At 73.0% G+C, this 16662-nt stretch carries 20 protein-coding genes; 7 read left to right on the top strand and 13 right to left on the bottom strand.

Annotated elements, in window-relative coordinates:
• The first annotated feature begins 74 nt into the window (after window positions 1-74).
• Entirely contained in the window at window positions 75-1103 is a 1029-nt protein-coding gene (locus D7D94_RS01630; protein WP_156240927.1) for an endonuclease/exonuclease/phosphatase family protein, read from the top strand.
• A 28-nt stretch (window positions 1104-1131) separates the two neighbouring features.
• On the opposite strand, the gene D7D94_RS01625 is transcribed toward D7D94_RS01630, so the two are convergent.
• A complete protein-coding gene (locus D7D94_RS01625) occupies window positions 1132-1515 on the bottom strand; it encodes a DUF3054 domain-containing protein (protein WP_156240926.1) in 384 nt (127 codons plus the stop codon).
• A gap of 55 nt (window positions 1516-1570) precedes the next feature.
• Here D7D94_RS01625 and D7D94_RS01620 point away from each other — a divergent pair, with 55 nt between their 5' ends.
• A complete protein-coding gene (locus D7D94_RS01620; protein ID WP_156240925.1) occupies window positions 1571-2995 on the top strand; it encodes an aminopeptidase P family protein in 1425 nt (474 codons plus the stop codon).
• Between the two features lie 6 nt (window positions 2996-3001).
• Here D7D94_RS01620 and D7D94_RS01615 read toward each other — a convergent pair whose 3' ends face one another.
• On the bottom strand, window positions 3002-3670 hold the full coding sequence (locus D7D94_RS01615) for an alpha/beta hydrolase family protein (protein WP_246171836.1): 669 nt from the start codon (window positions 3668-3670) through the stop codon (window positions 3002-3004).
• Complete coding sequence (locus D7D94_RS01610) at window positions 3667-4389, bottom strand: general stress protein (protein ID WP_216648676.1); 723 nt, start codon at window positions 4387-4389, stop codon at window positions 3667-3669. The genes D7D94_RS01615 and D7D94_RS01610 overlap by 4 nt, the downstream gene beginning before the upstream one ends.
• A gap of 107 nt (window positions 4390-4496) precedes the next feature.
• Here D7D94_RS01610 and D7D94_RS01605 point away from each other — a divergent pair, with 107 nt between their 5' ends.
• The 3 genes from D7D94_RS01605 to D7D94_RS01595 are packed head-to-tail and all read left to right on the top strand — an operon-like array spanning window position 4497 to window position 7430.
• Complete coding sequence (locus D7D94_RS01605; protein ID WP_156240924.1) at window positions 4497-5786, top strand: magnesium transporter MgtE N-terminal domain-containing protein; 1290 nt, start codon at window positions 4497-4499, stop codon at window positions 5784-5786.
• On the top strand, window positions 5786-6310 hold the full coding sequence (locus tag D7D94_RS01600; protein WP_156240923.1) for a DUF1003 domain-containing protein: 525 nt from the start codon (window positions 5786-5788) through the stop codon (window positions 6308-6310). Before D7D94_RS01605 ends, D7D94_RS01600 begins: the two co-directional genes overlap by 1 nt.
• Window positions 6300-7430, top strand: coding sequence for an Mrp/NBP35 family ATP-binding protein (locus tag D7D94_RS01595; protein WP_156240922.1), 1131 nt, complete (start codon window positions 6300-6302; stop codon window positions 7428-7430). The genes D7D94_RS01600 and D7D94_RS01595 overlap by 11 nt, the downstream gene beginning before the upstream one ends.
• A gap of 57 nt (window positions 7431-7487) precedes the next feature.
• Here D7D94_RS01595 and D7D94_RS01590 read toward each other — a convergent pair whose 3' ends face one another.
• Window positions 7488-7853: a twin-arginine translocase TatA/TatE family subunit gene (locus D7D94_RS01590; RefSeq protein ID WP_156240921.1), complete on the bottom strand. Its 366-nt coding sequence runs from the start codon at window positions 7851-7853 to the stop codon at window positions 7488-7490.
• Between the two features lie 75 nt (window positions 7854-7928).
• On the opposite strand from D7D94_RS01590, the gene D7D94_RS01585 reads away from it, so the two are divergent.
• Window positions 7929-8564, top strand: a complete 636-nt coding sequence (locus tag D7D94_RS01585; protein WP_156240920.1) for an O-methyltransferase — start codon at window positions 7929-7931, stop codon at window positions 8562-8564.
• 60 nt (window positions 8565-8624) lie between these two features.
• On the opposite strand, the gene D7D94_RS01580 is transcribed toward D7D94_RS01585, so the two are convergent.
• The 3 genes from D7D94_RS01580 to dapE form a co-directional block, all read right to left on the bottom strand.
• Window positions 8625-8795: a DUF3117 domain-containing protein gene (locus D7D94_RS01580; RefSeq protein WP_156240919.1), complete on the bottom strand. Its 171-nt coding sequence runs from the start codon at window positions 8793-8795 to the stop codon at window positions 8625-8627.
• Window positions 8796-8888: 93 nt separating this feature from the next.
• Window positions 8889-10115, bottom strand: a complete 1227-nt coding sequence (locus D7D94_RS01575) for a hypothetical protein (RefSeq protein ID WP_246171835.1) — start codon at window positions 10113-10115, stop codon at window positions 8889-8891.
• The gene (dapE, locus tag D7D94_RS01570; RefSeq protein ID WP_156240918.1) at window positions 10097-11173 is read right to left on the bottom strand and encodes a succinyl-diaminopimelate desuccinylase; all 1077 of its coding nucleotides are present in this window, start codon (window positions 11171-11173) and stop codon (window positions 10097-10099) included. Before dapE ends, D7D94_RS01575 begins: the two co-directional genes overlap by 19 nt.
• 60 nt (window positions 11174-11233) lie before the next feature.
• On the opposite strand from dapE, the gene dapD reads away from it, so the two are divergent.
• Complete coding sequence (gene dapD, locus D7D94_RS01565; RefSeq protein ID WP_156240917.1) at window positions 11234-12181, top strand: 2,3,4,5-tetrahydropyridine-2,6-dicarboxylate N-succinyltransferase; 948 nt, start codon at window positions 11234-11236, stop codon at window positions 12179-12181.
• A gap of 69 nt (window positions 12182-12250) precedes the next feature.
• Here the strand turns inward: dapD and D7D94_RS01560 are convergent, their stop codons facing one another.
• From D7D94_RS01560 to D7D94_RS01535, 6 genes are all read right to left on the bottom strand, one after another.
• The gene (locus D7D94_RS01560) at window positions 12251-13546 is read right to left on the bottom strand and encodes a citrate synthase (RefSeq protein WP_156240916.1); all 1296 of its coding nucleotides are present in this window, start codon (window positions 13544-13546) and stop codon (window positions 12251-12253) included.
• Window positions 13547-13724: 178 nt separating this feature from the next.
• Complete coding sequence (gene dapC / locus D7D94_RS01555) at window positions 13725-14831, bottom strand: succinyldiaminopimelate transaminase (RefSeq protein ID WP_156240915.1); 1107 nt, start codon at window positions 14829-14831, stop codon at window positions 13725-13727.
• Between the two features lie 3 nt (window positions 14832-14834).
• On the bottom strand, window positions 14835-15155 hold the full coding sequence (gene fdxA, locus D7D94_RS01550) for a ferredoxin (RefSeq protein WP_156240914.1): 321 nt from the start codon (window positions 15153-15155) through the stop codon (window positions 14835-14837).
• A 46-nt stretch (window positions 15156-15201) separates the two neighbouring features.
• Window positions 15202-15606, bottom strand: coding sequence for a histidinol dehydrogenase (locus tag D7D94_RS01545; RefSeq protein ID WP_246171834.1), 405 nt, complete (start codon window positions 15604-15606; stop codon window positions 15202-15204).
• Window positions 15607-15623: 17 nt separating this feature from the next.
• Window positions 15624-15938: an AzlD domain-containing protein gene (locus D7D94_RS01540; RefSeq protein ID WP_156240913.1), complete on the bottom strand. Its 315-nt coding sequence runs from the start codon at window positions 15936-15938 to the stop codon at window positions 15624-15626.
• On the bottom strand, window positions 15935-16633 hold the full coding sequence (locus tag D7D94_RS01535) for an AzlC family ABC transporter permease (RefSeq protein ID WP_156240912.1): 699 nt from the start codon (window positions 16631-16633) through the stop codon (window positions 15935-15937). Before D7D94_RS01535 ends, D7D94_RS01540 begins: the two co-directional genes overlap by 4 nt.
• Window positions 16634-16662 lie beyond the last annotated feature (29 nt).

Genomic DNA, 16662 nt, shown 5'->3' with positions numbered 1-16662 from the left:
CGCGCAGGGGTCTCCCGGCAGGCACGGCGGCTGCTTGCGACGGTTTCCCAGCGGGCCTGCCTAGGGTCGGGACCGTGCTGCGCTTGCTCGGGATCCTCGTGACCGTGCTGTTCGCGATCGCCACCGCCATCGTCACGTGGCCGAGCTTCTTCCGCCTCGAGCAGACCTTCCCCGTCGCCCAGCTGGCGGCCCTGCGCGGCGCCGTGGTGGTGGTCCTCGCGGTCGTCACGATCTTCTTCCTCCTGCTCGCCGTCATCCGCCCGATGCGCGGATTCGCGCTCTCGATGGCGCTCGTGTCGGCGATCGGGGCGATCAGCGGCGGCGTCGTCCTCGGCGTGCGCGGCTACGGCACCGACTCGCTGCCGGAGGCCACCGACACGAGCGTGCGCGTCATGACGTGGAACACCGAGGGCAACGCGATGGGCGCCGACGAGATCGCGCAGACCGCCGTCGCGATGGGCGTGGACGTCGTCGCGCTCCCCGAGACTGCCGAGTACGTCGGCGAGGAGGTCGCCGTCGCGATGCGCGACCTCGGCAGCCCGATGTGGGTGCATCACGTGGCGCTCCGCCCCGAGGTGCAGGACGGCCCGCAGGCCTGGGAGACCACGGTGCTCATCTCCCCCGAGCTCGGCGACTACTCCGTCATCGAGGCGTCGAGCGACCTCACCAGCAACACCGAGGTCGTGCCGAGCGTCGTGGCGATGCCCGTCGACGGCGAGGGGCCGATCGTCGTGGCCGTGCACGCGGTGTCGCCGCAGCCCGAGTACATGGACGCCTGGGCGGAGGACCTCCGCTGGGTCGCCGACCAGTGTGCGGGCGGGAACGTCATCCTCGCCGGCGACTTCAACGCGACCATCGACCACATGGCGTCGCTCGGCGTCGACGGCGGCGACCTCGGCGCCTGCACGGACGCGGCCTCCGAGACCGGGAACGGCGGGGTCGGCACCTGGCCGACCGGCGTGCCCGCGTTGCTCGCCGCGCCGATCGACCACGTCATGCACTCCGCGGCATGGACCGCGACCGGGTCGCTCGTGCTCACCAACCTCGACGATGCCGGCAGCGATCACCGCCCGCTCGTCGTGCAGCTCGAGCCCGCCGGCTGAGCCGGCCGCTTCTCACTCCCTGCGGGTTTCAGCGCCGGGCAGCCGCGCGCAGGGAGACATGGGAGATCGCGCGCCAGCCGATGAGGAACGCGGCCAGCACGACGGCGGTCACGATGACGAACGGGATGGCCGCGCCCCCGCCGGTCGCGACGCGCAGCAGCAGTCCTCCGGCGGCCGTCACCGCCCAGACCACGGCACCCGTCCGCAGCGGCGCGAGCGGCCGGCGCCAGGCGCGCGCGATCGCCCAGCCCGCGGCGAGCGCGACGAGGAACGGCCACGCGACGCGGCCGAGACCGGCCGCATCGACGCCGCCCTCGTGACTGGCGAGTCCGAGCGCCGCGAACACGACGACGAGCACGATGTCGGCGACCGCGCTGAGGACGACGGTGCGGTAGCGAGCGGGTGCGGCCATCCCTCCAGCCTAGGCGGCACGGACGGTGCGGCCCGCGCGGTGAGAGACTGAGGGCATGACCACCGGCGAGACGAGCACCCAGGCCGCGACCGAGCAGAAGGCCGCCGACTCCAACACGAACCGTCGCCAGCCCTACCCGCAGGGCTTCCTCGACGTCATCTCCAGCGGATGGGCCGAGCGCGCCGAGCCGCTCCCCGCCGCGCGCGAGCAGGCCGCGCACGCCGCGCGCCGACGCGCCGCCGTCTCCGCGGCGTTCCCCGGGCAGCGCCTCGTCATCCCGGCGGGCTCCTTCAAGCAGCGCAGCAACGACACCGACTACCCGTTCCGCGCGCACTCCGCCTTCGCCCACCTCACCGGCTGGGCCGTCGACGCCGTGCCGGACTCGGTCCTCGTCTTCGACCCGCGCGACGACAGCGCCGACGGCCACGACGTCACCCTCTTCCTCCGCGATCGCGCGACGCGCGAGACGCCCGAGTTCTACCGCGACGCGTCGATCGGCGAGTTCTGGGTGGGCCCGCGCCCCTCGCTTGCGCAGGTCGCCGCCGACCTCGATGTGCCGACCGCCCGCCTCGAGGAGTTCACGGCGGGCGAGGACGACCGCGTGCTCGACGACGACCCCGAGCTCACCCGCTTCGTCTCCGAGCTCCGCCTCGTGAAGGACGCGTACGAGATCGAGCAGATGAAGCTCGCCGTCGCCGTCACGGCGGCCGGGTTCGACGACATCGTCCGCGAGCTCCCCCGCGCCGTCGCGCACCCGCGCGGCGAGCGGGTGGTCGAGGGCGTGTTCCACCAGCGCGCCCGCAGCGACGGCAACTGGGAGGGCTACGACACCATCGCGGCCTCCGGCGCGCACGCGTGCTACCTGCACTGGACGCGCAACGACGGCGCCGTGCGCCCCGGCGACCTCATCCTCATCGACGCCGGCGCGGAGGTCGACAGCCTCTACACCGCCGACGTCACCCGCACGCTGCCCGTGAGCGGCACGTTCACCGACATCCAGCGCCGCATCTACGAGACCGTCCGCGAGGCGGCCGACGCCGCGTTCGCCGCTGCGCGCCCCGGCGTGAGGTTCCGCGCCGTGCACGAGGCCGCGATGGGCGTCATCGCCGCCCGCACCGCCGAGTGGGGCCTCCTCCCCGTCACCGCCGAGGAGGCGCTCGATGCCGACCGCGGCGGACAGCAGCGCCGCTACATGGTGCACGGCACGAGCCACCACCTCGGCATCGACGTGCACGACTGCGCGCAGGCCCGCCGGGAGATGTACTACGACGGCGCGCTGGAGCCCGGAATGGTCTTCACGATCGAGCCGGGGCTGTACTTCCAGATCGACGACCTCACGGTGCCGGAGGAGTACCGCGGCATCGGCGTGCGGATCGAGGACGACATCCTCATGACCGAAGACGGCCCGGTGAACCTCTCCGCCGACATCCCGCGCACGGCCGACGAGGTCGAGGCGTGGATCGCGCGGCTGCGGAGCTGATCGCCCTCAGCGCGCGCGGATGAACCGGGCGACGGGATCGGCGAGCGCTGCGCCGATCTCGTCGGCGGGGCGCCTGCTCCCCTTCACCTCGAACCCGTGCACGGCGCCCGGCACCCACGTCACGGTCGCGTCCTGACAGGAGGCGACCGCCTCGTCGAACTGCGCGCGCGGCTGGATGAACGGGTCGTTCTCCCCCGAGACGAACAGCTGCGGATGGCCGATGGCCGGCAGGTGGTCCGCCCGCGGCTTCTCGGGTCTGCCGGGCGGGTGCAGCGGGTACGCGAGGTAGACGAGCCCCGCGACGTCGAAGCCGCCCTCCGCGGCGGCGACCGAGGCCATCCGCCCGCCGTACGACTTCCCCGCCGCCCACAGGGGCCCGGGAAGGCCCGCCGCGAAGTCGACGACCGCGCGCCATGCCGTCACCGCGTGCGCGGCGGGGCCGGGCAGCCTGCGCCCCGCGGCGACGTACGGGAAGTCGAAGCGCACGGTGGCGATGCCGGCTTCGCGGACGGCCGCCGCGAAGCCGACGAGGAACGGATGGTCCTTGCCCGCGCCGGCGCCGTGGGCGATCGCGAGAGTCGCCCACGCGCCCTCCGGCACGCCGACCGCGGCCGGGAGGTCCACGGACCCCGACGGCAGTTCGACCGGGATGGTCGCGGGGATCTCCGCGGTCACGCCCGCTCGTCGCGGTGCTCGCCGACCTGCCCGTCGTGCTGCCGGTCGTGCTGCTCGTCGGGCTCCGGCACGGCGACCGCTGCCGGACGCTCGCCGTCGTCGGGCAGCGGGGCGCCGTCCTCGGCCGCCAGCGGGGCGCCGTCCTCGGCCTGCTCGACGGGGGCCGCGACGGGGGTGCCGGTGCGGGGGTCGACGCGCACGCCGTAGCGCGGCGGCTCGCTCAGCGACTCGGTGTCCACGCGCACGGGGCGCTCCGGCGCGATGCCGAGCGTCTGCCGGGCGCGGCCGGCGCTCGAGCGCTGGACGGCGATCTCGTAGTGGTCGGCGGTCACCTGCATGACGCTCGCGAAGTCGCGGCGCCGGCGGACCATCATGTAGCTGACGAGGCGGAAGACCATCCCCATCGCCACGCCGAGGAGGATCATCCCCACGAAGGCGCCCATCGGCAGCGCCGGGGTCCAGATGACGACCATCGCGCCGAGGAGGAGCCCGAGGAGGACGCCGTTGAGGGCGCCCGACCACGCGGCCTGCGCCCAGCCGAGCCGCCCCGTGATCTTCTCCACCGATCGCAGCGCGGTGCCGACGATCGCGATGTCGCGCGCGGGGACATCCGCCTCGATGAGCTTGGACACCGCCTTCAGCGCGCCGTCGTAGTCGCGGAAGCTCGCGACCGTCTCCCCGACCTCCGGGGCCTTGCCCAGTCCGCTCCACATGCTCATGGCGGCATTGTCCCATGGGCATGCGACGGCCCTCTCTTCCCCGCCTATGCCCCGCCTGTGAGTCGCGCGCCCCGCGGAGGCCGGGGCGGGCGCATTACGCTGGGCAGGTGAGTACGCAGAGGGTGTTCGTGGCGCGCCTGGCCGGGTGCCCTGTCTTCGACCCCACCGGCGACCGGCTCGGTCGGGTCCGCGACGTCGTCGTCGTGTATCGAAGTACGGGTGCTCCGAGCGTCATCGGCCTCGTGTGCGAGATCCCGGGCCGTCGCCACGTGTTCGTCGCGATCGGCCGCATCACCTCCATCGCGCAGGGCCAGGTCATCACGACCGGCCTCATCAACGTGCGCCGCTTCCAGCCGCGCGCCGAGGAGGTGCGGGTGATGGCCGAGCTCATCGGCCGCCGCGTGCACTTCAAGGACGGCAGTGGGTCGGCCACGATCGAGGACGTCGCTATCGAGCCGAACCGCATCGGCGAGTGGTCGGTCGGGCAGCTCTTCCTGCGCAAGCCGAAGACCAGCGCGTCGCCGTTCGCCAAGGGGCCGACGACGTTCGCGCCGTGGAGCCAGGTGCGCGAGCACCACACGCCGGGCGAGGCGCAGTCCGCCGAGCACCTGGCCGCGAGCTACGCCGAGCTGCGCGCGGCCGATCTGGCGAACACCCTGCTCGATCTGCCCGAGGAGCGGATGATCGAGGTGGCCGAGGAGCTCTCCGACGACCGCCTCGCCGACGCCCTCGAGGAGATGCCCGAGGACGACCAGGTGCACATCCTCGAGAAGCTCGGCGACGCCCGCGCGGCGAACGTGCTCGACGCCATGGACCCCGACGACGCCGCCGACCTCCTCGCCGAGCTCGCCCCGCAGCGCAGCGAGGAGCTCCTCGACCTCATGGAGCCCGAGGAGGCGGAGGACGTCCGCATGCTGCTGCGCTACGGCGCCGACACCGCGGGCGGCCTCATGACGACCGAGCCGATCATCCTGCCGGCGGACGCGACCATCGCCGAGGCGCTCGCGCTCATCCGGCGCCATGAGCTGCACCCCGCCCTCGCCGCGAGCGTGTACGTCACGCTGCCGCCGTACGAGACCCCGACCGGACGGTTCCTCGGCGCCGTGCACTTCCAGCGCATGCTCCGCTACCCGCCCCACGAGCGGATCGGGGCCATCCTCGACGACACCATCGAGGCCGTGCCGGTGACCGGCTCGGCGTCGGAGGTCGCGCGTCGGCTCGCGAGCTACGACCTCGTCGCCCTCCCCGTGACCGACGCCGCGCACCGGCTCGTCGGCGCGGTGACCGTCGACGACGTGCTCGACTACCTCCTCCCGGAGGACTGGCGCTCGCAGGACCCCGATGAGGAGATCCCGCGGAGCCCCGCGACCGGCTCGATCCCGACGGTGCGCCGGTGATGGCGCGCGCATCCGAGATGCGGGGCCGCCGCCCCCGCATCGACACCGCCTACGACGGCCGCGACCGCGACCGCTTCGGCCGCGCCACCGAGTGGATCGCCCGCGCGATGGGCACGCCCTGGTTCCTCATCGGGCTCACCCTGTTCTGCGCCGCCTGGATGGCGTGGAACTCGCTCATGCCGGAGGGCTGGCGCTTCGACTCGGCGGCCCTCGGCTTCACCGCGCTCACGCTCGTCCTCTCGCTGCAGGCGTCGTACGCGGCGCCCCTCATCCTGCTCGCGCAGAACCGCCAGGACGATCGCGACCGCGTGGGCATGGAGCAGGATCGCCAGCGCGCCGAGCGGAACCTCGCCGACACCGAGTACCTCGCCCGGGAGATCGTGGCGCTGCGGATGGCCCTCACGGAGGTCGAGGAGCGCATGGTCTCGCGCGACGTGCTGCGCGACGAGCTCCGCTCGCTGCTCGACCGGCTCGACGAGCGGGATGGCCGGGCGGACGCCGACGAGGCTCGCGATGAGCGCTGAGCAGGTCGTCGACGCCGTCCGCGCCGCCGTCGGCCGCGTGTCCGACCCGGAGCTGCGCCGGCCCCTGTCGGAGCTGGACATGGTGCGCGAGGTGCGCGCGGACGGCGGCGCCGTGCGCGTGGAGATCGCCCTCACGATCGTCGGATGCCCGGCGGCCGACCGGATCGAGCAGGACGTGCGCGCGGCCGCCGAGCGCGCGGCGGGATCGACCCCGGTCGCGCTGGAGATCGGCGTCATGACGCCCGCGCAGCGGAAGGCGCTCACCGAGCGCCTCCGCGGCAGCCGCGCCATGCCGTTCGGTCCGGACTCGCTCACGCGCGTCATCGCCGTCACGAGCGGCAAGGGCGGCGTCGGCAAGTCGACCGTGACCGCCAACCTCGCCGTCGCGCTCGCGCAGCACGGGCTGAAGGTGGGCCTCATCGACGCCGACGTGCACGGCTTCTCCATCCCCGCGCTCCTGGGGCTCTCCGTCGACGGCGTCGCGCCGTCGCCCACCCAGGTCGGCGACCTCATCCTCCCGCCCGTCGCGCACGGCGTGAAGGCGATCTCGATCGGGATGTTCCTGCAGCGCCCCGACGAGGCGGTGGCGTGGCGCGGGCCGATGCTGCATCGCACGGTCCAGCAGTTCCTCACCGACGTGTTCTTCGGCGACATCGACGTGCTCCTCATCGACATGCCGCCGGGCACGGGCGACATCGCCATCTCGGTGGGTCAGCTCCTCCCGCACGCCGACGTGCTCGTCGTGACGACGCCGCAGGCCGCCGCATCCGACGTCGCCGTGCGCAGCGGTCTGGTGGCCCGGCAGACCGGGCAGAAGGTGATCGGCGTTATCGAGAACATGGCCGCGCTCACCCTCCCCGACGGCAGTTCGCTCGCGCTGTTCGGCGAGGGCGGCGGCCAGGCCGTCGCAGCGGCGCTCTCGTCGGCCGAGGCCGAGGTGCCGCTGCTGGCGTCGATTCCCCTCAGTCCCGCGCTCCGCCAGGGCGGGGACGCGGGCGACCCGGTCGTGGTGTCGCACCCGGACGACGTCGCCGCACGCGCGATCGCGGGCGTCGCGGCACGCCTGGCCGCAGAGCCCCGGCGCCTGGCCGGTCGCCGGCTGCCGGTCTCGCTCGCCTGAAGCGCGTCGCAGACGGCCGGAGGCCGGCCCTCGGTCCGGAAGGCGCTCAGGACCGGATCAGGTCGCTTCGGAGTCGAACGGCGGGGGCGCGTCGGCGGTGAACGTGCGCCGCGCGAGCGGGGTGGTCCGCCGCACCGCGGTCCTCGTCGGCGCGGGAGGCGGCGGCGCGTCGTCGAGGAGAGCCTCGCGGATGATGCGACGCGGGTCGTACTGACGCGGATCGAGCTTGCGCCAATCCACGTCGTCGAGGTCCTCGCCCATCTCGTCCTTCACGCGCGTGCGCGCGCCCTGCACCCACTCGCGCGTGCGCCGGGTGAACTGCGCGAGCGCCTCCGCATACCGGGGCAGCCGCTCGGGACCGATGATGAGAGCGGCGATGACGCCGATCACCATCACCTTCTCGATGGTCAGCCCGAAGAACATGATCACAGCGTACCGGGCAGACGTGGGATCCCCCCGGCGTGGCACGTAGGCTGGAGGGATCGTCAGGAGGAACCCATGAGCGAACTGGACGCCGTCGCGCGCTTCGCCCGCGAGACCGTCGTGGAACCCGACCACATCGCTCGTGCGCGTCAGCACGCGCTCGAGCTCGGCGCCGCGCCCATCAGCGCCGCCGTCGGCGCGCAGTGCGCGGTGGTCGCCGCCGCCACCGGCGCCCGCGCGATCATCGAGATCGGCACCGGCGCGGGGGTCTCCGGCCTGTGGATGCTGCACGGCGCCCCGCGCGCGGTGCTGACCACCATCGACAACGAGCCCGAGCACCTCTCGGCGGCGCGCGAGGCCTTCCAGCACGCGCGCGTGCCCATGGCGCGCGCGCGTCTCATCACCGGGCGCGCATCCGATGTGCTCCCCCGCATGAACGATGCGGCATACGACATCGTCCTCATCGACGCCGATGCGGCGAACGTCATCGACTACGTCGAGCACGGCCTGCGGCTGGCCCGACCGGGCGGCACGGTCCTCGTGCCGCGCGTGCTGAACGGCGGGCGCGTGGCCGACCCGGTGCAGCGCGACCCGATCACGCGCAGCTACCGCACGCTGCTGCAGGAGACGCAGGCGTCGCCCGCCGTCATCGCCGCCCTCTCCACGGTCGAGGAAGGGCTCCTGCAGCTGTACGTGTCTTCCCGGGCATGAGAAGAGCGGATGGCCGATGTCGTCTCGCGACTTCGGCCATCCGCTCTGGATCGTGCTGGGCTAGGCGTTCACGACGTCGCCCAGGACGCCGTACAGCTCCCGAGCCTCCTCGTCATTGACGGAGACGACCAGCCGCCCGCCCCCTTCGAGCGGGACGCGCACGATGATGAGGCGCCCCTCCTTCACGGCCTCCATGGGTCCGTCTCCGGTTCTCGGCTTCATCGCTGCCATCGCGGCATCCTTTCCGTTGTGGTCAGATGTCCAGTTTATCGGTCGCGGGCGCGCTCTCACGACCACCGCGTCGGTCCGGCTCGGCGCGGCACGTCATGGGATGAGCCAGAACGTGTTCCCGAGGCCGTACATGCCGTGGATCCACGCCCACTGACCGACGAGGCACAGTGCGAGCACGACCGCCCGGAGCGCGCGCGAACGCGGCCACGCGAGCAGCGCGCAGGCCAGCGGTGCGAGCGGCAGGAGCAGGCGGAAGACGCTGGACTGCGGGAAGAACACGGCCAGGAGATAGACGACGTACGCCGCGCCCCACAGCGACAGCACCGCGCCGGCTCGACGCGTCCCCCACAGGATGACCGCGGCCGCCACGACGACGAGCGCCGCCAGCAGCGCGTACCCGGCCCCGACGGGGACGCCCCAGATGTCCGCCCACACGGCGGCGGCCTGCGGCCATCCGGAGAAGGGCGCGAAGCCGCCGTCGTCGCCCGTCCACCCGCGGCGCCACGCCAGTTCGGTCTCGAGGTAGGCGTCGGGCTCACCGGTGACGAGGCCGGCGATGCGCGGCCACGCGAAGCCCACGACCGTCGCGAGCGCGCCCAAACCGAGGATGTGGCCGACCTCGGCACGGGTCGGGCCCCCCATCGTCCTGCGCACGACGGGGACGAGCCGCCACAGCCCGTAGAGGCCGATGAGGAGCGCGAGCGCGAGCACGCCCGGGCGCGTGAAGCCCATGATCGGGATGAGGAGGTACAGCCAGCCCCACCGGCGGCGCTCGATGCACAGGAGGGCCGCGATGAGGAGCGCCAGGAAGAGCGACTCGGCGTAGCCCACCTGGAACAGGGCGGCCAGCGGGCCGGCCGCGAGGAGCACGACGCCCCACGTCGCGCGGCCGTCGTCGAAGCGCGCGCGCAGCAGCGCATGCAGCGCGAGGCACGCGCCGTATCCGGCGGCGAGCGACACCAGGAGGGCGCCCGCCCACCAGGCGCCGAACACGCCCCCGATCGACGCCGCGAGCCAGGCGTAGAGCGGCAGGAACGCCCACGCGTTCTCCGCCACGTCGCCCGTGTCCGTCAACGGCAGGTCCGTCGGATAGCCGCTCGCCGCGACGGACCAGTACCACTGGGCGTCCCAGCCGAGGATGTAGTCGACGAGCCCGGGGTCCGGACCGTAGCGCGAGTCCGCTGGTGAGGTCTGCGCGACGAGGAGCATGATGCCCGTCGTCACCAGCCGCGCGGCGAGGTAGATCGCGCCGACGCGAGCGGCCGCCGGCCAGGACCGCACGTCCCGCAGGCGGGATGCGGTCAGCCGGCCGTCAGCCACGCGCGCAGGCTCCGCTCCACGCTCTCGATCTGCGCGACCGCCACGCGCTCCTCGTCGTGGTGCGCGAGGCTCGGGTCGCCGGGGCCGTAGTTCACCGCCGGCACGCCCAGCGCGGAGAAGCGCGCGACGTCGGTCCAGCCGTACTTCGGGCGCGGCTCGGCGCCGACCGCGCGCACGAACTCCTGGGCGATCGGCGCATCCAGCCCCGGGCGGGCGCCCTCGGCGAGGTCGGTGACCTCCACCTCGAAGCCCTCGAGCACCTCGCGCACGTGAGCCACCGCCTCCTCGCCCGAGCGGCTGGGGGCGAAGCGGAAGTTCACCTCCACCTCGCAGGCGTCGGGGATGACGTTGCCCGCCACGCCTCCGGAGATGCGCACGGCGTTCAGGCCCTCGCGGTAGGCGAGGCCGTCGACGACGATCTCCTGCGGCCGGTACGCCGCGAGCCGCGCGAGCACGGGAGCGGCCGCGTGGATGGCGTTCTCGCCCATCCAGGCCCTGGCCGAGTGCGCGCGGCGCCCGTGTGTGCGCACGACGACGCGGAGGGTGCCGTTGCAGCCGCCCTCCACCTGCCCGTTCGACGGCTCGCCGAGGATCGCGAAGTCGCCGGCGAACAGGTCGGGGCGGCTCGCGGCCAGTCGCGTGAGCCCGCTGCGCGAGGCGTCGACCTCCTCGTGGTCGTACCAGATCCACGTCACGTCGACGACGGGATCGGCGAGCTCGGCGGCGAGCTTGAGCTGCACCGCGGTTCCGGCCTTCATGTCGACGGTGCCGCGCCCCCAGATGAACGCCTCGCCGTCGATCTCGACGTCGCGGGTGGGGAGGTTCGCATTCACCGGGACGGTGTCGATGTGCCCGGCGATGACCACGCGCTGCGCGCGCCCGAGGGCGGTGCGGGCCACGATGGTGTCGCCGTCGCGATGCACCTCGAGGTGCGGCAGGGGGCGGATGGCCGCCTCGATCGCGTCCGCGAGCGCGCGCTCGTCGTCCGAGACGCTCGGGATGTCGCAGATCGCCCGGGTGATGTCGGCGGCGGAGGAGGACAGATCGAGCGTCGGCATGGCGTCGAGTCTAGCCAGGGGCCATCCTGGCCGCCGCCGCCCGCCCGATAGCCTGGAGGCATGAGCGATGAACGAAGGGTCTGGGGCATCGGCCTCGCGACGGTCGCCGGCGACGGCACCGTCCTCGACACGTGGTACGGCGAGCTCGGCACGGGCGCGGCGGGCGACAGCGCCGAGGCGCTCGCGCGTCTCGCGGGTCTCGCGGGCGGCGATGAGCGCCGCGCGGTCTCGACCGAGCCGGTGAGCATCGAGATCGACCTCGATGCGGCGCCCGCGTCCACTCCCGACGCGTATCTGCGGCTGCACGCCCTCTCGCACCGTCTCGTGCGCCCCAACGAGCTGAACCTCGACGGCATCTTCGCGCACCTGCCGAACGTGGCGTGGACCAACGCGGGCCCGATGCGCCCGGAGGACCTCGCGCGCCTGCGTCCCGCACTCCAGCAGGCCGGCATCCAGGTGCAGTCCCTCGACAAGTTTCCGCGGCTGACCGACTACGTGCTGCCCCCGGGTGTGCGCATCGCCGATGCCTCGCGCGTGCGGCTGGGCGCGCACCTCTCCCCCGGCACCACCGTGATGCACGAGGGCTTCGTGAACTTCAACGCCGGCACCCTCGGCGCCTCGATGGTCGAGGGCCGCATCTCGCAGGGCGTCGTCGTCGGCGACGGCAGCGACATCGGCGGCGGCGCCTCGGTCATGGGCACGCTCTCCGGCGGCGGCACGCACCGGGTGTCGATCGGCGCGCGCACGCTGCTCGGCGCGAACGCCGGCATCGGCATCTCGCTCGGCGACGACTGCGTCGTGGAGGCGGGTCTGTACGTCACCGCGGGCACGAAGGTCGCGCTCGTCGACGAGGCGCCGACGGCGGATGGCCGCCCGCGCTTCGTGAAGGCCGCGTCGCTGCACGGCGCCGACGGCCTGCTGTTCCTGCGCAACTCGACGACCGGGGCCGTGGAGGTGCGGCGTCGTCGCGGCGCCGGCGCCACCCTCAACGAGGCGCTGCACGCCTGATCGCACGGCGGATGCCGCAGAGCCGGTCCCGGGAGATCCCGGGACCGGCTCTGCGGCATCAGGGGCGCGTCACGCCGACGGGTACTGCCGCTCCGTCGCTCCCGTGAACAGCTGCTGCGGACGCCCGATCTTCGTCTTCGGGTCGAGCGTGAGCTCGCGCCAGTGCGCGAGCCAGCCCGGCAGGCGTCCCATCGCGAACAGCACGGTGAACATCCGCGTGGGGAAGCCCATCGCCTTGTAGATGACGCCCGTGTAGAAGTCGACGTTCGGGTACAGGCGACGCTCGCGGAAGTAGTCGTCCTGGAGGGCGATCTCCTCGAGCTCCTTCGCGAGGTCGAGCAGCGGGTCGGTGACGCCGAGCGCGGTGAGCACCTCGTCGGCCGACTCCTTGACGAGCTTCGCGCGCGGGTCGTAATTCTTGTAGACGCGATGCCCGAAGCCCATGAGCTTCACGCCGTCTTCCTTGTTCTTCACGCGCTCGACGAAGCGCTGCACGCCCTGACCCGAGTCGCGGATCTGCGCCAGCATCTTGAGCACGGCCTCGTTGGCGCCGCCGTGCAGCGGGCCGGAGAGCGCGTGGATGCCGGCGGAGACCGACGCGAACTGGTCGGCGCCCGTCGAGCCGACCAGGCGCACGGTCGACGTGGACGCGTTCTGCTCGTGGTCCTCGTGCAGGATGAGCAGGCGCTCGAGCGCTCGCGACATCACCGGGTTCACCTCGTACGGCTCGCTCATGACGCCGAAGTTCAGGCGGAGGAAGTTGTCCACGAAGCTCAGCGAGTTGTCCGGGTACAGGAACGCCTGCCCGATCGACTTCTTGTGCGCGTACGCCGCGATGACGGGCAGCTTCGCGAGCAGGCGGACGATGTTGAGCTCGACGTGCTCGGGGTTCGCCGGGTCGGACTGGTGCTCGTAGTAGGTCGAGAGCGCAGAGACGGCCGACGACAGCACGGCCATGGGGTGCGCGCCGTCGGGCAGCGCGGAGAAGAAGCGCTTGAGGTCCTCGTGCAGCAGCGTGTGACGGCGGATGCGCTCGTCGAAGTCCGCGAGCTCCGCGGCGTTCGGCAGCTCGCCGTAGATGAGCAGCCAGGCGACCTCGAGGAAGCTCGAGTTCTTCGCGAGCTGGTCGATCGGATAGCCGCGGTAGCGCAGGATACCCTGGTCGCCGTCGATGTACGTCACGGCGGACTGCGTCGAGGCCGTGTTCACGAACCCGTAGTCGAGGGTCGTGTGGCCGGTCTGACGCATGAGCGTCGAGATGTCGATGCTGGGAAGTCCCGAGCTGCCCTGCAGGACCGGGAACTCAGCCGTCCTGTCGCCGATCGTGAGGGTGGCCTTATCGGCCGGGATTCCCGCGTCGCTCACAGCGCCTCCTGGCGGATCGTCTTCGCGACTTGTCTGTCGCCTGGATCTCGTTCGGCCGCCGATCGGCAGCCCGGCACATGCTCGGTCGAGTGCGCGAACGCTGTGCCTCTACAGCCTAACGGTCGTGTCGCCCACCTGCGAAAACGCCCAAAGGATGGCCCGCTCCGATGAAGGAAACCTACGAGGACGCGAGCCGGCGGGCGGCTTCCGCGATCCGCTCGTCGGTCGCGGTGAGCGAGAAGCGCACGTGGTGCGGGAAGTGCGGCCCGTAGAAGACCCCCGGTCCCGCGAGGATCCCGAGATCGGCGAGCCGACCCATCGAGTCCCAGGCGTCGCGCCCCTCGGTCGCCCACAGGTACAGCCCCGCCTCGCTGCGGTCGATCCGGAAGCCGGCGGCCTCGATCGCCGGGCGGAGCGTCTCGCGGCGCGCACGGTACCGCTCCTTCTGCTCCGTCACGTGCGCGTCGTCGCGGAGGGCGACCGCCATCGCGTGCTGGACCGGCGCGGGCGGCATGAGGCCCAGGTGCTTGCGCGCGGTGAGGAGGTCGCCGACGATGCGCGCGCAGCCGGCGACGAACGCCGCCCGGTATCCCGCGAGGTTCGACTGCTTGCTCAGCGAGTACACGCTGAGGAGATTCGCGCGGCTGCCGCCCGTCGCCCGCGGGTCGAGAACCGACGGGACGCGCTCATCCGCCCACCGGCCATCCCACCCCAGCTCGGCGTAGCACTCGTCGCTCGCGAGCACGGCGCCGAGCTCGCGCGCCCGGCTCACGGCGACCGCGAGCTCCTCGACGCTCCACGTGCGCCCGTCGGGATTGCCCGGGGTGTTGATCCAGATGAGTTTCGCGCCTTCCGGCCACTCGGCCGGGTCGTCCGCCGCCATCGCGGTCGCGCCCGCGACCCGCGCGCCGACCTCGTACGTCGGGTAGGCCGCGCGGGGGTGCACGACGATGTCGCCCGGGCCGAGACCCAGCAGGGTCGGCAGCAGCGCCACCAGCTCCTTGGAGCCGATCGTCGGCAGGACGTTCCGCGGGGCGAGGTCGTCCACGCCTCGACGCCGCGCGTACCATTCGACGATCGCCTCGCGAAGGGCGGGCGTCCCCACCGTCTGCGGGTAGGCGTGCGCGTCGGTCGCCTCGGTCAGCGCCCTGCGCACGACCTCCGGCGTCGGGTCGACGGGCGAGCCGATCGAGAGATCGACGAGACCGCCGGGATGGGCGGCCGCACGTTCGCGAAACGGGACGACGGCGTCCCAGGGGTAGTCGGCGAGGTCCCGGACGCCCATCGGCTACTCGCCCTGCGGCGGGAGGGCGGCGATGACCGGGTGGTCCTTGGGGATCACGCCGACCTTCGACGCGCCGCCGGGGGATCCGATGTCGTCGAAGAACTCCACGTTCGCCTTGTAGTAGTCCTGCCACTCGTCGGGCAGGTCGTCTTCGTAGTAGATCGCCTCGACCGGGCACACCGGCTCGCAGGCGCCGCAGTCCACGCACTCGTCGGGGTGGATGTACAGCGACCGCTCGCCCTCGTAGATGCAGTCCACCGGGCACTCATCGATGCAGGCGCGGTCCTTGACGTCCACGCAGGGAAGGGCGATCACGTAAGTCACCCCTCGATCCTACGCGTGCCGGGCGTGCGCCGCCCGGTAGGCGGTCCTAAGCTGCGCGGGTGCGCTCGGAGAGGGCGCGCAGCTTCGCCATGTCGGGCCAGGCGACGGCGACGAGCACGATGCCCGCGAGCAGGAAGGTCCACACGTATCCGTAGGGGAAGTCCCCCGGCGCCGGCATCGGGACGACGACCGATCCCCCCGGACCGCGGCCCGAGTAGATCGTCAGGGCCGCGAGCATCCCGAGTCCGGCCGCGAGGGCGGACCAGCGGTCGTCGGTGAGCAGTCGCAGCGCGGCGAGGAGGCCCGCGCACGCGATCGCGGCCAGGGCCATCCCGACCGGGAGCACGCCCCACGTGTACGCGTGGCCGATCGTGCCGGCGACCCCGAACACGGCGCCGGCGAGCAGCGCGACGAGCCAGGTGATGACGTGCGCGAGGCGGTCCATTCCCATGGTTCCAGGGTAGGCGCTCAGGCCGCCCAGCCCAGCGCGCGCAGCAGCGCGGCCGCGACCGCCGCACCCACCACGACGACGAGGAACGGCGCGCGCATCCGCAGCAGCGCGAGTGCGACGGCGATCGCCGGCAGACGCGCGTCGAGCCGGATGGCCTGCCCCGCTCCCAGGGTCTGGGTCGCCACGAGCGCGCCGAGGAGGGCGACCGTGAGGAGGTCGACGATGCGCGCGGGTCGCGCGGCGTCGAACCAGCGCGGCGGGATGGCGTAGCCCACGAGCTTCAGCGCCGCGCACGCGACCGCCGCCAGGAGGATCGGCGTCCACATCGTCATGCGTGTTCTGCTCCTCGTCGTCCGAACGCGTTCGTCCAGCCCACGACGACCGCGACGAGAGCCGCTGCGAGAACCGGGAGCCCCGCGGGCAGCGCGGGCGTCGTGGCGGTCGCCACCACGGCCGCCGCGACGCCGACGGCGACGGCCTGCCGGTCGCGCAGACGCGGCCACAGCAGCCCGAGCATCGCCGCCGCCGCCGCCGCGTCGAGACCGTACGCGCGGACGTCGCCGAGCACGTCGCCCACGAGGGCGCCGACGAGCGTCATGAGGTTCCACGCGAGGTAGATGCCGACGCCCGTGACCCAGAAGCCCGCTCGGCGCCCCTCGGGCGTGCGGTGCGCGAGCGCGACGGCCGTGGACTCGTCGATCGTGAACGTCGCCGCCAGCAGCCGACGCCCCCAGCCACCCCCGACGAGCGGGTTCATGCGCACCGCGTAGACGGCGTTCCGCACGCCCAGGAGGGCGGCGGAGGCGATGGCGGAGGGCGCCGCGGCGAGGCCGCCCGAGGCGATGACCCCGACGAACGCGAACTGCGATCCGCCGGTGAACATCAGCAGGCTCAGCACGCAGGTCTGCCACACGTCGAGGCCGGCCGCGACGCCGAGCGCGCCGAAGGAGATGCCGTACAGCCCCGTGGCCGCGGACACGGCCATCCCCTGCCGCCAGGCGCTCTGGACATCGGGCGTGCGGGTCATCCCTCGAGCCTACGCAGAAGCGCCCCCGG

Source organism: Microbacterium oryzae, assembly GCF_009735645.1.
In the GTDB taxonomy this organism is placed as follows: Bacteria; Actinomycetota; Actinomycetes; order Actinomycetales; family Microbacteriaceae; genus Microbacterium; species Microbacterium oryzae.
Note: the sequence above shows the minus strand (reverse complement) of the source record. Positions and strands in the feature narration are given on the sequence as shown.

What these genes read in the sequence shown, in the direction of transcription:
- dapD (WP_156240917.1), top strand. Translation starts at nt 11,234, where the DNA reads ATGAGCGATGAACGAAGGGTCTGGGGCATCGGCCTCGCGACGGTCGCC.
- D7D94_RS01600 (WP_156240923.1), top strand. Translation starts at nt 5,786, where the DNA reads ATGGCGCGCGCATCCGAGATGCGGGGCCGCCGCCCCCGCATCGACACC.
- D7D94_RS01580 (WP_156240919.1), bottom strand. Translation starts at nt 8,795, where the DNA reads ATGGCAGCGATGAAGCCGAGAACCGGAGACGGACCCATGGAGGCCGTG.
- D7D94_RS01545 (WP_246171834.1), bottom strand. Translation starts at nt 15,606, where the DNA reads ATGGGAATGGACCGCCTCGCGCACGTCATCACCTGGCTCGTCGCGCTG.
- D7D94_RS01625 (WP_156240926.1), bottom strand. Translation starts at nt 1,515, where the DNA reads ATGGCCGCACCCGCTCGCTACCGCACCGTCGTCCTCAGCGCGGTCGCC.
- D7D94_RS01585 (WP_156240920.1), top strand. Translation starts at nt 7,929, where the DNA reads ATGAGCGAACTGGACGCCGTCGCGCGCTTCGCCCGCGAGACCGTCGTG.
- D7D94_RS01535 (WP_156240912.1), bottom strand. Translation starts at nt 16,633, where the DNA reads ATGACCCGCACGCCCGATGTCCAGAGCGCCTGGCGGCAGGGGATGGCC.
- dapC (WP_156240915.1), bottom strand. Translation starts at nt 14,831, where the DNA reads ATGGGCGTCCGGGACCTCGCCGACTACCCCTGGGACGCCGTCGTCCCG.
- D7D94_RS01590 (WP_156240921.1), bottom strand. Translation starts at nt 7,853, where the DNA reads ATGTTCTTCGGGCTGACCATCGAGAAGGTGATGGTGATCGGCGTCATC.
- D7D94_RS01540 (WP_156240913.1), bottom strand. Translation starts at nt 15,938, where the DNA reads ATGACGATGTGGACGCCGATCCTCCTGGCGGCGGTCGCGTGCGCGGCG.
- dapE (WP_156240918.1), bottom strand. Translation starts at nt 11,173, where the DNA reads ATGCCGACGCTCGATCTGTCCTCCTCCGCCGCCGACATCACCCGGGCG.
- D7D94_RS01620 (WP_156240925.1), top strand. Translation starts at nt 1,571, where the DNA reads ATGACCACCGGCGAGACGAGCACCCAGGCCGCGACCGAGCAGAAGGCC.
- D7D94_RS01595 (WP_156240922.1), top strand. Translation starts at nt 6,300, where the DNA reads ATGAGCGCTGAGCAGGTCGTCGACGCCGTCCGCGCCGCCGTCGGCCGC.
- D7D94_RS01610 (WP_216648676.1), bottom strand. Translation starts at nt 4,389, where the DNA reads ATGAGCATGTGGAGCGGACTGGGCAAGGCCCCGGAGGTCGGGGAGACG.